The organism is Desulfurobacterium crinifex (genome assembly GCF_054656775.1).
The window spans coordinates 879,832-892,379 of the sequence record NZ_BAAHXO010000004.1 but is presented as its reverse complement, the minus strand read 5'-3'; the positions used below and the strand labels follow the sequence as shown (position 1 = coordinate 892,379).

General features: G+C 41.1%; 16 protein-coding genes. 4 read left to right on the top strand and 12 right to left on the bottom strand.

Features of this window, described 5'->3' with window-relative positions; genetic code table 11:
* Positions 1 to 34: 34 nt before the first annotated feature.
* The 4 genes from tatC to ACYQ3A_RS06725 are packed head-to-tail and all read right to left on the bottom strand — an operon-like array spanning position 35 to position 2,422.
* Positions 35 to 766 (bottom strand): twin-arginine translocase subunit TatC, encoded by a 732-nt coding sequence (gene tatC / locus ACYQ3A_RS06740; protein WP_459896413.1) that lies wholly within the window; start codon positions 764 to 766, stop codon positions 35 to 37.
* Positions 767 to 776: 10 nt separating this feature from the next.
* Positions 777 to 1,022 carry a twin-arginine translocase TatA/TatE family subunit gene (gene tatA / locus ACYQ3A_RS06735; RefSeq protein ID WP_459896412.1) on the bottom strand — a complete coding sequence of 82 codons (246 nt, stop codon included), beginning with the start codon at positions 1,020 to 1,022 and terminating at the stop codon, positions 777 to 779.
* 13 nt (positions 1,023 to 1,035) lie between these two features.
* Positions 1,036 to 1,824: a tryptophan synthase subunit alpha gene (gene trpA, locus ACYQ3A_RS06730; RefSeq protein WP_459896411.1), complete on the bottom strand. Its 789-nt coding sequence runs from the start codon at positions 1,822 to 1,824 to the stop codon at positions 1,036 to 1,038.
* Positions 1,799 to 2,422 carry a DedA family protein gene (locus ACYQ3A_RS06725; RefSeq protein WP_459896409.1) on the bottom strand — a complete coding sequence of 208 codons (624 nt, stop codon included), beginning with the start codon at positions 2,420 to 2,422 and terminating at the stop codon, positions 1,799 to 1,801. Before ACYQ3A_RS06725 ends, trpA begins: the two co-directional genes overlap by 26 nt.
* A gap of 74 nt (positions 2,423 to 2,496) precedes the next feature.
* Here ACYQ3A_RS06725 and rpmE point away from each other — a divergent pair, with 74 nt between their 5' ends.
* Together rpmE and ACYQ3A_RS06715 are read left to right on the top strand one after the other, a co-directional pair.
* Positions 2,497 to 2,703 carry a 50S ribosomal protein L31 gene (gene rpmE / locus ACYQ3A_RS06720; RefSeq protein ID WP_459896408.1) on the top strand — a complete coding sequence of 69 codons (207 nt, stop codon included), beginning with the start codon at positions 2,497 to 2,499 and terminating at the stop codon, positions 2,701 to 2,703.
* Positions 2,703 to 3,104 carry an FAD-dependent thymidylate synthase gene (locus ACYQ3A_RS06715; RefSeq protein ID WP_459896407.1) on the top strand — a complete coding sequence of 134 codons (402 nt, stop codon included), beginning with the start codon at positions 2,703 to 2,705 and terminating at the stop codon, positions 3,102 to 3,104. Before rpmE ends, ACYQ3A_RS06715 begins: the two co-directional genes overlap by 1 nt.
* Positions 3,105 to 3,132: 28 nt before the next feature.
* Here the strand turns inward: ACYQ3A_RS06715 and cysK are convergent, their stop codons facing one another.
* Positions 3,133 to 4,044 (bottom strand): cysteine synthase A, encoded by a 912-nt coding sequence (gene cysK, locus ACYQ3A_RS06710; RefSeq protein WP_459896406.1) that lies wholly within the window; start codon positions 4,042 to 4,044, stop codon positions 3,133 to 3,135.
* A complete protein-coding gene (locus ACYQ3A_RS06705; protein WP_459896405.1) occupies positions 4,016 to 5,104 on the bottom strand; it encodes a tRNA (guanine-N1)-methyltransferase in 1,089 nt (362 codons plus the stop codon). Before ACYQ3A_RS06705 ends, cysK begins: the two co-directional genes overlap by 29 nt.
* Before the next feature lie 124 nt (positions 5,105 to 5,228).
* Here ACYQ3A_RS06705 and argJ point away from each other — a divergent pair, with 124 nt between their 5' ends.
* Positions 5,229 to 6,404, top strand: a complete 1,176-nt coding sequence (gene argJ, locus ACYQ3A_RS06700) for a bifunctional glutamate N-acetyltransferase/amino-acid acetyltransferase ArgJ (RefSeq protein ID WP_459896404.1) — start codon at positions 5,229 to 5,231, stop codon at positions 6,402 to 6,404.
* A gap of 1 nt (position 6,405) precedes the next feature.
* Positions 6,406 to 7,116: a type III pantothenate kinase gene (locus tag ACYQ3A_RS06695; protein WP_459896403.1), complete on the top strand. Its 711-nt coding sequence runs from the start codon at positions 6,406 to 6,408 to the stop codon at positions 7,114 to 7,116.
* Positions 7,117 to 7,165: 49 nt separating this feature from the next.
* Here the strand turns inward: ACYQ3A_RS06695 and ACYQ3A_RS06690 are convergent, their stop codons facing one another.
* From ACYQ3A_RS06690 to ACYQ3A_RS06665, 6 genes are all read right to left on the bottom strand, one after another.
* Positions 7,166 to 7,420 (bottom strand): c-type cytochrome, encoded by a 255-nt coding sequence (locus tag ACYQ3A_RS06690; RefSeq protein WP_459896402.1) that lies wholly within the window; start codon positions 7,418 to 7,420, stop codon positions 7,166 to 7,168.
* 18 nt (positions 7,421 to 7,438) lie between these two features.
* On the bottom strand, positions 7,439 to 8,323 hold the full coding sequence (locus ACYQ3A_RS06685; RefSeq protein WP_459896401.1) for a 4Fe-4S binding protein: 885 nt from the start codon (positions 8,321 to 8,323) through the stop codon (positions 7,439 to 7,441).
* A gap of 12 nt (positions 8,324 to 8,335) precedes the next feature.
* Positions 8,336 to 9,013 carry a 4Fe-4S dicluster domain-containing protein gene (locus ACYQ3A_RS06680; protein ID WP_459896399.1) on the bottom strand — a complete coding sequence of 226 codons (678 nt, stop codon included), beginning with the start codon at positions 9,011 to 9,013 and terminating at the stop codon, positions 8,336 to 8,338.
* Positions 8,994 to 9,362, bottom strand: coding sequence for a chaperone NapD (locus ACYQ3A_RS06675; protein WP_459896398.1), 369 nt, complete (start codon positions 9,360 to 9,362; stop codon positions 8,994 to 8,996). The genes ACYQ3A_RS06680 and ACYQ3A_RS06675 overlap by 20 nt, the downstream gene beginning before the upstream one ends.
* Positions 9,363 to 9,457: 95 nt before the next feature.
* On the bottom strand, positions 9,458 to 12,106 hold the full coding sequence (locus ACYQ3A_RS06670) for a molybdopterin-dependent oxidoreductase (RefSeq protein WP_459896397.1): 2,649 nt from the start codon (positions 12,104 to 12,106) through the stop codon (positions 9,458 to 9,460).
* Between the two features lie 27 nt (positions 12,107 to 12,133).
* Positions 12,134 to 12,544: a hypothetical protein gene (locus ACYQ3A_RS06665; protein WP_459896396.1), complete on the bottom strand. Its 411-nt coding sequence runs from the start codon at positions 12,542 to 12,544 to the stop codon at positions 12,134 to 12,136.
* Positions 12,545 to 12,548 lie beyond the last annotated feature (4 nt).

The following is a 12,548-nucleotide window of genomic DNA, read 5'->3' as shown; positions in this document are numbered from 1 at the left end:
CTCCAGATTTGGTTTTCCACTGTTGGATTATTTACTACTCTTCCCTTCCCGTGATTTTTGCTATCCATATACTGAGTTCGTAAAGACCTAAAAGAGGTAAAGCCATCATAACCTGGGAAAATATATCGGGAGGAGTCAAAACTGCTGCTATTACGAATATAACCAGTATAGCATACTTTCTGTTATTTTCTAACATCCTGTAATTTATGACTCCAAGCTTTGAAAGCAACCATACAACAACTGGAAGGAGGAAAACAAAACCAAATGCAAGTATCATCTGGATAACAAAAGAGATATAGCTACCAACAGTAATTTGAGGCGTCAGAAGATCTCCCATAAATCCAAGGAGAAATTTCAAACCAAACGGCAGAATCACAAAGTAAGCGAAAAATGCTCCACCAAAGAAGAACAGCAGCGAGAAAAAGATAAAAGGAAGGATGAATTTCTTTTCATGTTCGTAAAGCCCAGGCTCTATAAACTTCCATGCCTGATAGAGAACAAAAGGAAGGGCAATTAGAATCCCCGCAAAGAAAGAAACCTTTAAAGCTGTAAAAAATGCCTCTGGAGGAGAAAGGAAGATTAGCTTACCTCTTAAATCTTCAGGAAGAGGTTTCTCTAAAAAGAGAAGAATATCTTTCTTAAAGGGCCAGGCAATCAAAAAGCCTACTACAAGTGCTATTACCGATTTAAAAATTCTCTGCCTGAGCTCTTCAATATGTTCAGTTACCGGTAATTCTTCTTCTGGAATGACTGTTCTTTTTGACATGTTCGAGACTTTATTCCTTAACCTTTATTTTTTCCACTTCCTCTTTTTTCTGGGCTTCAGCTACAACTGTCTTTTCCTTCTCTTGTTCTTTCTCCTTCTTTCCTTCTTCTTCATCTAAAAGACCAGAAGAGGCTTTTCTAAACTCGTTAATTGCTTTTCCTGTAGATCTGGCCAGCTCAGGCAATTTCTTTGGACCGAAAATGAGAAGAGCAATCACAAGAATTATAATAAGTTCCTGAGTACCAATACCAAACATTTTTCCTCCAACATTAAGAGAATTTTGTTGCTGCTTTAAGCTCTTCTAATAGAGATTCAAGACCTTTATAATCTTCTTGCTCTATCCTTTTAACTACAGCACTACCAACCACAAACCCATCAGGACTATTATACATTTCTCTTATGTGTTTTCCACGGGAGATACCAAAACCAACTACAGTTCTTTTACCAGTAATCCTTTTTACCCTTTCAATATCTCTTTCTATCTCTCTGTAGGCTAACTCTTCCCTTTCTCCTGTAATCCCTGTAACTGAGACGTAGTAGATAAATTCCCCTGTTACTTCTCCTATCCTTTTTACCCTATCATCTGTACTTGTAGGAGCTGCCAGAAAGATGGGAGAAAGCTTCATAGATTTAACCTTTCTGGCAAAATTCTCTCCTTCCTCTGGAGGAAGATCTGGAACTATGAATCCATCAACACCTGCCTGAAATGCATCCCTAATAAACTTATCCTCACCGTAAACAAATATCGGATTGTAGTAACCCATAAGAATTAAAGGTTTCTCACTCTCAAAATCTCTGATTTTCTTAACAAGCTCAAGGACTTTCTGTGTATTTGTTCCAGCAGCAAGTGCTCTTTCATGGGCTTTCTGGATTGTAGGCCCATCAGCTAAGGGATCTGAGAATGGCATGCCTATCTCTACCATATCTGCATACTTCAGTATCAGCCTGAAAACTTCCAAGGACTTAGAACAGTTTGGATCGCAGGCTGTAGCGTAAACGATTAACGGCTTCTCTCCCTTTGCTTCAAGCCTTTCAAAACAGTTTTTTATTCTTTCCATACTTTCTCCAGGCAAGGTAGAGTAAGAAGAGTACAACAGTTAGGGCAATGCCCGGTATTTTATGAGTAATGATAAATGATATCAGCTCACCAAGCAAGTTCCCCATCAGAACATAAGAAGAGATCCACAAAATAGCACCTAAAAAATTAAACAAGGTAAACTTCTTGAGTGGTGGTCTGAAAGCTCCTATAAGAAGAGGTAACAGCGGTCTAATAACAGGGATAAACCTTCCGAATACAAGAGATATCTCTCCTTTGGTCTCCACAAACTGCTTTGTCTTGATGAAATCCTCTCTGCTAAGCCTTAACCTTTGCAGGTTCTTCTCTAAAACCTCTTCTCCTATGTAGTAACCAATAAAATAGGTTGCTGTATAACCGAGAAAAGTTCCTAAGGTTCCACAGAAAAAGAAACTCAACGGGGAGATAACACCTTTTGAAACAAGAATACCGCCAACTATGAGTATTTTCTCAGCAGGCAAAATTAACCCTATGAGCAATCCTGTTTCTAAGAATGCCCATAGAAAGAGTGAAAAACAGGCAAGTTCCGGATGAGACTTTATGAATTGAATCGACACATCAAGAAGGTTAGCAAGTTCCACTTGACACCCTTGGCTCTCTAAACTAAACTTCACTAACGCAAAGCCGATTGGAATTATATCAGGAGGTTGTTCATATGAAAAAGGGAATTCATCCAGAATACAGAGAGACAAGAGTTATCTGCGCATGTGGTAACACATGGGTAACAAGATCAACAAGGTTTCCTGAAATCAAGGTCGAAGTTTGCAACCAGTGCCATCCTTTCTTCACAGGTAGCCAGAAGCAAAAGGTTGTAAGAGGTAGAGTAGAGAAGTTTATGGCTAAGTACGGAGACAAGTATTAATGGGAATAACCCTCCTATCCCATACAGAAAACATGCTTAAAACGGTTGCTACTGCAGCTCGGGTTTGCTATTCCGGGCTGCCTTTAGATGAGCTCCTCTGTAGGTATTCAGAAGAGGATGACAGAAGCTTGATCGAGCGTGTTGTCGGAATGGGTCATCTCTCTGTGGTTGAACATGGAGTAATGACTTTTAAGATTGGCAGCTCCTACAGAGAAGAGCTTTTTAAAATAATGGTAGACAAGCCGTTCCTCAAGATATCTGAAACAGACGATGGTTTCATTGTTTCACTGAACTTGAGAACAATGGTTGAGCTGATGGCAGAAAAGCCTGACCTGAAGTTTACTCAGGAGATATCAAGGTTTCTTCCAGACTTCCTCGCTAAGCTGAAAAGTCAACAATAGTTTCTAATCTTCCAACCTGCTAACCTTCTCAATCAAAAAGATCAGTACTAAGGTACCTCTCTCCCGTATCAGGAAGAACCGTAACTATCCTTCTCTTCTTTCCAGTCTCCTTTGCAACTCTCAGAGCCCCGGCAACGTTTGCTCCTGCCGATATACCTGAAAGAATTCCAAACTGTGATGCAAGAAGCTTTGAATATTTCTTCGCCTCTTCAAAGGAAATAGTTTCTACTCTGTCTATAAGCTCAACATCTAGGATCTTAGGTATAAATCCAGCTCCTATTCCCTGAATCTTGTGAGCTCCAGGAGGCTTCCCGGAAATAACGGCAGAAGTATCTGGCTCAACTGCGACAACAAGACATTCAGGATTTACCTCTTTAAATCTTTTACCAATTCCTGTGAGAGTTCCTCCTGTCCCAACCCCTGCAACAAAGACCTCTGGAAAAACTCCCATCTGCTCCAAGATTTCAGATGCAGTTGTTTCGTAGTGAACCTGTGGATTCACAGGATTTTCAAACTGTCTCGCTGGAAAGTACCTGTCAGGTTCTTTTTCAAGGAGCTCTTTAACCTTCCTGACAGCACCTGGTATTCCTTCCTCTGCTGGCGTGAGAATAAGCTCTGCACCGTAAGCCTTCAGTATTTTCTTTCTCTCATCACTCATATTCTCAGGCATGGCAATAATGCACCTGTAACCCTTTGCAGCACACACCAAAGCAAGCCCTATACCTGTATTTCCACTGGTTGCCTCAATAACTGCCTTTTCTGGAGTCAGTTTCCCTCTTTTCTCTCCATCCTCAATAATTGCAAGGGCAACTCTATCCTTAATCGAACCGCCAGGATTAAACATCTCAAGCTTCAGAAAGAGCTCCACACCTTCAATTTCCACCTTCAAAAGAGGTGTATTCCCTATGGTTTCAAGAATAGATCTTGACAACGTCCTCATCTCTTAACTCCCCTAAAAGAAATATCTCTTTTCCTCTCCTCTTTTCCTTACCTGTTACCCTATCAAAAATCGAATCTCTAAAAACCAAAAATCCTCCAATATGTTTGGCTCCTTTCTTAAAGTGAAAATCAGTCAGGTCAAACTCTTCTATCCACTGGTTGTAAAGTTTTTCAGAAATTCCCCTCAAGGTCTTCCCATCCACCACAAACCTAACAACAGACTCTTCAAGTGCTTTCCTGAGCCACTTCAGTTTTGCAGTTCTTGTAATGTTTTGTTTTACAACCTCAGATAGGGAAACATCCTCCGTCAGGTACTGGCAGATAATCTTAACGATATCATTTATCCTATCCGGAACAAGCTCTGTACTCCCTCTGTATGAAATCCTTCTGTGCTTTGCATCTGGAAATATCTCACCGGTAGACCCAGCCATTCTCTCACCACTATCAACAATACCCCCTACAACAATCAACGTATCCGGTGTAACCTCCTCGTGGGTAAACTCCTTATCCCCATGAGGATCAAGAACAATAATGTTTTTCTTCCCAGGCTTATTAAGGAGAAGAAAAGGCACATAAGGGGTGAAAAACTTTTCAAGATCCTTTCTTGCATCATCACCAACGGAAGTGATAACAAAGTTTTCAGGAGTAAAGAAGTCCTTTACCACACCATACGTTATCTCAATCTGATTCAAAAGGCTCTTCTTCTCTCTTGGCAGAAGCCTTTCGTAGAGAGAAAGGTCAACTGCGAAGGTAGGATACTCAAATCTAATATCGCTAAAGTCAACAACACCCTTTCTTCCCCTGACTATCGCCGAGTCAGGCTTTTCTTTTCCCATAAGAGCCAAAAGCTCTATTCCGCAACACTCATCTATCTTATGTCCTGGAAGTATCTTCTCTCCTATTTCTTTTTCGGTGAAAATTCCAAAGTTTCCTTTCACCAAACCATAAGCAATACGGTTAAAAATATCTCCTCTCTTTGGATGAAAAAGCAACTTCGGTTTTCTAAAACCTGCTTTCTTAAGCCTTTCAGCAACTAACTCTTCCGGTTTCTTAAATCGCATGCCTCTTAGTTCCTTAACCAATTTCACCAAATTGTGTTATATTGTACCCCAAGCAACAACTCTTTTTTACACTAACACCATCACTAACACTTTTTTATGCTAACACTTTTCACAGGAGAAGAGTATGAAGAAAGGAATAGCAGAGGTTCCGGGAATAACCTGTGGAACAGGCTTTGGAGGAATCAAAAAGACAGAAAAGAAGATCGATAGACCAGATACGCTTGTCATAGTTACAGATGAACCTTCAAACTTTGCCGCTGTGTTTACAACAAACGACATTCAGGCAGCTCCAATAAAGTTCTCAAAGTCCATAAAAGGCATGGTTTTCGGCATTGTAGCAAACAGCGGCAATGCCAACGCTTGTACCGGAGAACAGGGATTAAAAGATGCAGAAGAGATGGCAAAAATAGTATCTCAGCTCATAGGAAAAGAAGGACAGTTTCTGGTAGCATCTACTGGAGTAATCGGTGAACCACTTCCAATGGACAGAGTCAAAAAAGGAATAGAAGAGGCAGTTAAAAACCTTGGGAAAGCAAAGGAAGAAGAACCGGCAAGGGCAATAATGACTACAGACACATTTCCGAAGGTCTCTTTTAGAGAGGGTAACGGTTTTGTTGTAGGTGGAATTGCAAAAGGCGCGGGGATGATAGACCCTGCAATGGCAACAATGCTCTCATTTGTTGCAACAGATGCAAAAGTGGACAGTGAAACGCTTCAGAGAGCTCTAAAAGAAGCAGTTGACGTTTCCTTTAACGCAATTACAGTTGATGGAGATATGAGTACAAACGACTGCGTATTTCTCTTATCAACCGGAAAGTCCAAAAAAGTAATCGATGACTCAAATTACGAAGAGTTTAAAAAACTCCTGACAGAAGTCCTCAAAGAGCTCGCCTACCAGATAGTTAAAGACGGTGAAGGAGCAACAAAGACTATCAGAATAAATGTAACCGGTGCAAAGTCTAAGGAACAGGCAAGAAAGATTGCAAGGAAAATAGCTCTTTCTCCTCTTGTTAAAACCGCAATCTTTGGCTGCGACCCCAATTGGGGAAGGATAATTGCCGCAGCCGGAGCAGCATCAACGGGAATAGAAGAAGAAAAAGTTGAACTTTACATAGGAAACTATCTCCTGTTCAAAGGAAAAAGAACAGATTTCATTGAGGAAGAGGTCTTCAAATACCTGAAAGAAAATGACGAAATTGTTATCAAGCTCAACTTAAACCTTGGGAACGAAACATTTGAATATCTGACATGCGATTTGACATACGACTATGTGAAAATAAACGCAGAATATAGAACTTAACATGGCAGATTTACTGATAGATGTTGGAAATACGCTTACTAAGGTTGCCATTTGGGAGGGGGAAAAAGCTTGGCAACTTTTCAAACTTCCCACGCTAAGGTTTTTGAGCTATCCAGAAGTTCTAACTGAAAAACTAAAAAGTTTCGTCTGGAAAAGAGTAGGAATATCCTCTGTAGTTAGAGAGGCAACTGATACTTTGCGGAAAATTTTTCCCGATGCAACCTTTGTCTCGGCCGACTTAGATCTTCCGATAAAGATTGACTACAAAACACCAGAAACCTTAGGAGCAGACAGGATAGCCAATGCCTGTGGTGGTTTAGAGTTTGGAGAATCTTTTGCCGTTATAAGCGCTGGAACAGCAGTAGTTGTAGATCTTGTCAGAGATAGTGTTTTTCAGGGAGGAGTTATTTTTCCAGGACTGAAAACAATGGCAAAAGCTTTAAACCTTGAAACCTCTCAACTACCAGAAATAGAAATTTTGCAAAGATTTCAAATTCCCGGCAAATCCACAACAGAGTGTATAGAAAGCGGAATATTAGTAGCACTTATTGGAGGAATAAAAGAAACTCTGAAAACTTACAACATTAATACAATTTTGCTAACAGGAGGGGATTCAAAAATCTTGAGAAAATTCCTACGGGAGACTATTCTTGTTCCTGATTTAACATTAAGAGGCATTAGACAAATTTTGAATTACGTATCTTCCCTTTAACCCATCTTAATCCCCCCTTACCAAGGGGGGATAATCAAATCGAAAAAATTTACTTTCCGTAGATTTCTTTAGCAGCATCTTTGAGAGCTTGAACGTTGCTTTTGAATGCAGCCATCATTGGATTTGTTGATTCTTTTCCTGCTTTAACAAAAGCAGCTGGTGTCTTGTATTTAGCTTTAAGCTGCTGGACAGAAGGAGCCATTGCACCGTTGTGGCAACCTGCACACTGAGACTCCCACACACCAGCTACAGCAGGAGCTGACATAGCCGCAGCAACAACAAGAGCTACAAACATTTTCCTCATCGTTTTCACCTCCTCAATTTATTTTGTAGGTGTCAATTTATCAACAGTTCTCAAGTTTGTCAAATCATTATGAAGTTTTAATCTAATAATACCATCATCTCTCCAGACAAATTTCAAAGCTCCTGTCGGACAGGCATCAACGCACTCAGCACAGTTCCAACAGTAAACAGATTGACTTTCTCCCACACTTGGTTTGATTCCCATCGGACACTTTGTATCACAAACCTTACAACCAACGCACTTATCCGGTATGTACTTAATGACAAGCTGCCTCTTCTTTCCAATCAAGGAAAGTAAAGCTCCCAACGGACAGATATATCTGCAGAAAAACCGCCTTGTCATCAAGTTAAGCAGTAGAACAGCTACAATTATCCAGACTTCAACTGTTATGACCTTGTAAAAGGCATAAAACATTGTTTCTCTTCCAACAAGTCCCGGAGGAGACCACCAGACAAACATAGGATAACCAATAACCATAGTCAAGAGAAGTTCCGTCAGAAGAGAAAACCAAATAATATACTTAGGGATTCTCAACAAATCCTTTCTATATCTTAGTTTCTTAGAGAAAATACCGAGAATCCTATCTGTCAGGTTGGAGAGAAATTCTATTGGACACATCCAGCTACAGAAAACCCTTCCCATAAGCAACGCGAGGGTCACAGGTACTACCATACCGACAAGTGACGGCATGTAGAAGAACTTTGCAGTTAGAATAGACTCAAGACCTTCTAATGGAGAAACCACCCAGAGATTACCAACCCCAAGGGACTGGAACCATCCTTGGATAAAGTTTATATCCCACTTGTAGTTGACAAAAGGGTTACCAACTACAACGATGAAACAGACCATCAAAAAGAGAAAACGCCATGTATTTATCTTTTTGAACAGGCTTTTCTTTTTCACGGCAGGTACCTCTTAACTTTTCTTGATGTCTTCAAGCTTAATCTTTTTAATCTTTTTCCACTTAATTGGAGCAATAGTAATAGCTTTTTTACCGTTATTTTCTGGATACTGGTCAGCAATACAGGAGTAAGCACATATTCCACAACCTGTACAGTACTCCTCAACAATATAAGGTCTAAAATCATGATCAATTTTAATAGCTACACCTGAGAAGGGACAAACATTGAAACAGGTTTTACACATAAGCCCGGTTTTTTCCTGCTGCCAGGTAACGCAAATCTGTCTGTTTATAACAGCAACGCCCATTCTTACTTCTTCCTTCTCACAAGGAACAAGAGAACCGGTAGGACAGACATGGACACATTTCATACAGAGATAACAGGGAATTTCCATTACGTCAATATAAGGAGTACCTGAAAAGACCCCACCATTTTTAACATCGAAGTATTTTATACAGTGATAAGGACAAACTTCGCCACACCTTCCACACCTTATACATTTCTGGGCAAAATATTCCTCAGAAACTGCCCCGGGTGGACGGAGAATATTTGTTTTAATTGGTGATTTGACCATTGTTTTTGGATTCTTAAGATCAGAAAGACTACAGGCAGAAAAAAGTGTTCCACCCATAAAAGCACCAAGGGTAACTTTGAGAAATTCTCTTCTCGTTTTAATGCTCTTTCTCTCCATTTTCATCTTCTCCAAGCCACATCTTTTCAGCAACTTTCTCCGCTTTCTTAAGACCGTGGAAAGGATTCTTTGGAATAAGCTCGCCCTTTTCAATTTTTTCAAATTCATCGAGGAAGTATGCTTCTACCACTGCAACCTGTAAAACTCCATCGATTCTTCTTATCTTAGCTTCCATTTCTTCTAATTCTTCATACCTTTCAGCGTCAAGGACAACAATTATATAGTGAATATTGTCCTCTTCTTTCAACTCTCCACCGTAAACTTCAACACCAGGAATATCCAAAAGAGCTTTTTCAACTGCAAATCCTTTTTCCGGTTCTGCTGAAACAATGCAGCTCACAATCGGCATATTAACCTCTCCTTATTTGTTTTCATTATAAAAAACGAATCAAAGAGACCTAAGAAAAAGGGGGGGCTACTGCCCCCCTCCTAATTATTACGGAATTAAACTGGATCTTTCTGGCTCTTGTCAATTTCAGAGTTGTGCTTGTATCCACCTGCCACCTTCTCCATTTTGACGAGGAAGGACTTGAGAGGTTGAGCAGGTGCATACTTCTTAATGCGGCATGCACAAATCTTGAACTCTGGCTGCTTGGAGCCTGGGTCAAAGGCATCAATTGTACAGAAGTTAATCATCCTATCCTTAGCCTGATCGTACCAGTAGACGAATACCATTCCTTCCATTGGACCTTCTTCTGTGGAAATCCTTGCAGGAAGGATGTTCTTACCACGGCGTGTCTCTACAAGGACAAGATCTCCTGGGTTGATTCCAAGTCTCTGAGCATCCTTTGGATGAACCTCAATCCATGCGTATGGGAAGTCCATCATAAGTTCAGGAATACGTCCTGTCATTGAAGCTGTATGCCAGTGGTCAATAACCCTTCCTGTTGAGAGGTAGAATGGATATTCAGCATCTGGTGGCTCAGCAGGTCCCTTGTAAGGTCTGAGCCAAATCCAGAACTTGTGATCCTTGTGGAGGTGTCCGTAATCGATGACCTTCCAGTCTTTAAGACCATGTTTTTCGGCAAATTCTGTGGCAAGAGGGTCTTTTCCAACAACGAATCTTCTTCTTGTTCCACCCTTCTTAGCAATTTCAACTGTTGGTGCAGGCCACTGAACACCATCTGGTCTCTCAAGAAGAACTTCGTAAGTCGCACCTGCAAGTGTGCTGTCCTGTCCTTTTGTAACTTTTCCAGCATACTCTTCCCATACTTTCTTCGGAAGCTCCCACCATGGATCTCTCTTCGCAGCTTCAATAAATGGAGCCACACACTGGTAAACAGCGACAGCTCTCTCCCTGAGTCTCTTATCTCTTTCTTTCTTGAGCTTCTTAGCAAGTACCTGTCCAAGCTGAACAAGCATCCATACTTCAGGCATTGCTTGTCCTGGAGCTTTTACAGCCTTAGGTGTAAGCTGGGAACGTCTCTCCGTACATCCGTAAACACCTGTTTTCTCAAAATGGAATGCACATGGAAGGATCATGTTAGCAAGTTCAGATGTTCTTGTTGGGAAGATATCTGTTACTACTACAAAAACATCATCCCTTGCGAATCCTTCACGGAATCTCCTCATGTTTGGAAGAGACTGAAGTGGGCTTGTTTCGTTAACCCAGATAAAGTAGATAGGCTTAAGACCTGGGAATCTCCTCTTGTCCTCTTCTGTGTAGGAAATAGCTGAGAACATCTTAACTGTATGGTATCCAGGTTTTGGAGGAATTGTTCCTTTTGGAACTCCCCAGATCTTTTCAAGCTGTGCTCTGTGCTTTGGATTCTTGACAACTCTGTGTCCTGGAAGGATATGACAGAGTCCTCCACCTTCCCTAACACCACCACAAGCGTTTGGCTGTCCTGTAAGGGAAAGGGCATCGGCACCATTCTTACAAATGTTACCTGTTAACAGGTGAACGTTTGTAACGAGGTTGTTAATCCAGACACCTCTTGTCCTCTGGTTGAGACCCATTGTCCAGATGGAGACAGTCTTTGTCTTTGCAAATCTTCTTGCAACAGTCTTAATCATTTCCGGAGTAATGTTTCCACCACAGATTTCAGCAGCATACTCTGGAGTATATTTTGATATAAACTTCTTGTATTCCTCAAAAGACACCTGGTGTCCTATAAGAGGCACTTTATCCTTTCCTTTGGAGAAGATGTGGAATGCACAGTACTTCTCTACAAACTCCTTATCATAAAGACCCTCATTGATAATTACGTTTGCTATCGCATTCATAAGAGCAAGGTCTGTTCCAGGCTTAAACTGCATGTGGATATCTGCAATCTTGGATGTTGGAGAAACCCTTGGATCTACGTTAATTACCATTACTTCCTGAGGATTTGAAAGCTTACGCTTCATAATACGTCTGTAGACAATTGGGTGAGCCTCTGCAGTGTTTGAACCAATGATGAAGATTGTGTCAGCCTCATCAATATCTGAAAATCCACCAGCCGGTTCATCTGTTCCAAAGGACGTTAGATATCCACCAACTGCAGAAGCCATACAGAGCCTTGGGTTACCCTCTACGTGGTTGGAACCGAGACATCTCCAGAACTTCTGGAAGAAGTATGTTTCTTCTGTAAGAGCCTGTCCTGAACCATAGTAGGCAATACCGGTCCATCCCATTGGACCCCATTCGCCCTTCTTGATGGCCTTAATCATTTCATCAGCGATGATGTCAAAAGCCTTCTCCCAGGAAATTGGCTTGAAGGGCTCTTTCTTGCTCTTTCTGTAGAGAGGTTGTGTGAGCCTGTCTGGATGTCTGAAGAGTTTGTAAAAGAGCATTCCTTTCATACAAAGGAAACCAAAGTTGATGGCAGAATTTTTCTCACCTCTGATAATCGCAGGCTTTCCATTCTTAAGACCAAGCCATACTTTACATCCCGTCCCACAAAAACGGCAAACACCTCTTATCCACTCGTAACCACCTTCTACTTTATAGGCAGGTGAGTTCTTAACCTCAGCAGGTATCTGAGCAAGGTTTCCAGCTTTTGCATCTTCTACGCCAATACCGTCAGCTTTTATTTTCAGGTTAACTCCTACAAGAGATGCTGCTGTTAAAGCTGCACTCTTTTTAAGGAAGTCCCTTCTTCCAATTCCCATCGTACCCTCCGTACTTTGATTAAGTTTTTACTTAGCTCCAAAATCTTTTGCAGTCTTAATCTTTTTCACACCTTCACCGTGGAACTGGAATACATGAGCAGTGTGGCATGTCCAACACTTAAATCCTGGTGCTTTCTTCTGCATTGTTTCAACTTCATGGTAATGACAAGCTGCACACTTTTCGATAGGTGGAGTCTTGTGGAAATCTTCAAGTGTTCCGTGACACTGGAAACATCTTACGTTTGCAACTGCGTGTTTTGACTTTGCCCACTCCTTGTAAACCTGTGGAGTCGTTTGCTGGTGACAAACTCTACACTGTTGCTGTTGAGGTGGTAAGTTTTGAATAACATTTGGTGGTACTGGATGCTGATCTGCCAGTGCCAATCCACTACCGGCTACTATGAAGCCTGTCAGCAGTGCTAACGTTTTCGCTTTCACTTTA

Coding starts and splice junctions, on each gene's coding strand:
- tatC (WP_459896413.1), bottom strand. CDS start 766: ATGTCAAAAAGAACAGTCATTCCAGAAGAAGAATTACCGGTAACTGAA.
- tatA (WP_459896412.1), bottom strand. CDS start 1,022: ATGTTTGGTATTGGTACTCAGGAACTTATTATAATTCTTGTGATTGCT.
- trpA (WP_459896411.1), bottom strand. CDS start 1,824: ATGGAAAGAATAAAAAACTGTTTTGAAAGGCTTGAAGCAAAGGGAGAG.
- rpmE (WP_459896408.1), top strand. CDS start 2,497: ATGAAAAAGGGAATTCATCCAGAATACAGAGAGACAAGAGTTATCTGC.
- ACYQ3A_RS06715 (WP_459896407.1), top strand. CDS start 2,703: ATGGGAATAACCCTCCTATCCCATACAGAAAACATGCTTAAAACGGTT.
- cysK (WP_459896406.1), bottom strand. CDS start 4,044: ATGAGGACGTTGTCAAGATCTATTCTTGAAACCATAGGGAATACACCT.
- ACYQ3A_RS06705 (WP_459896405.1), bottom strand. CDS start 5,104: ATGCGATTTAAGAAACCGGAAGAGTTAGTTGCTGAAAGGCTTAAGAAA.
- argJ (WP_459896404.1), top strand. CDS start 5,229: ATGAAGAAAGGAATAGCAGAGGTTCCGGGAATAACCTGTGGAACAGGC.
- ACYQ3A_RS06695 (WP_459896403.1), top strand. CDS start 6,406: ATGGCAGATTTACTGATAGATGTTGGAAATACGCTTACTAAGGTTGCC.
- ACYQ3A_RS06690 (WP_459896402.1), bottom strand. CDS start 7,420: ATGAGGAAAATGTTTGTAGCTCTTGTTGTTGCTGCGGCTATGTCAGCT.
- ACYQ3A_RS06680 (WP_459896399.1), bottom strand. CDS start 9,013: ATGGAGAGAAAGAGCATTAAAACGAGAAGAGAATTTCTCAAAGTTACC.
- ACYQ3A_RS06675 (WP_459896398.1), bottom strand. CDS start 9,362: ATGCCGATTGTGAGCTGCATTGTTTCAGCAGAACCGGAAAAAGGATTT.
- ACYQ3A_RS06670 (WP_459896397.1), bottom strand. CDS start 12,106: ATGGGAATTGGAAGAAGGGACTTCCTTAAAAAGAGTGCAGCTTTAACA.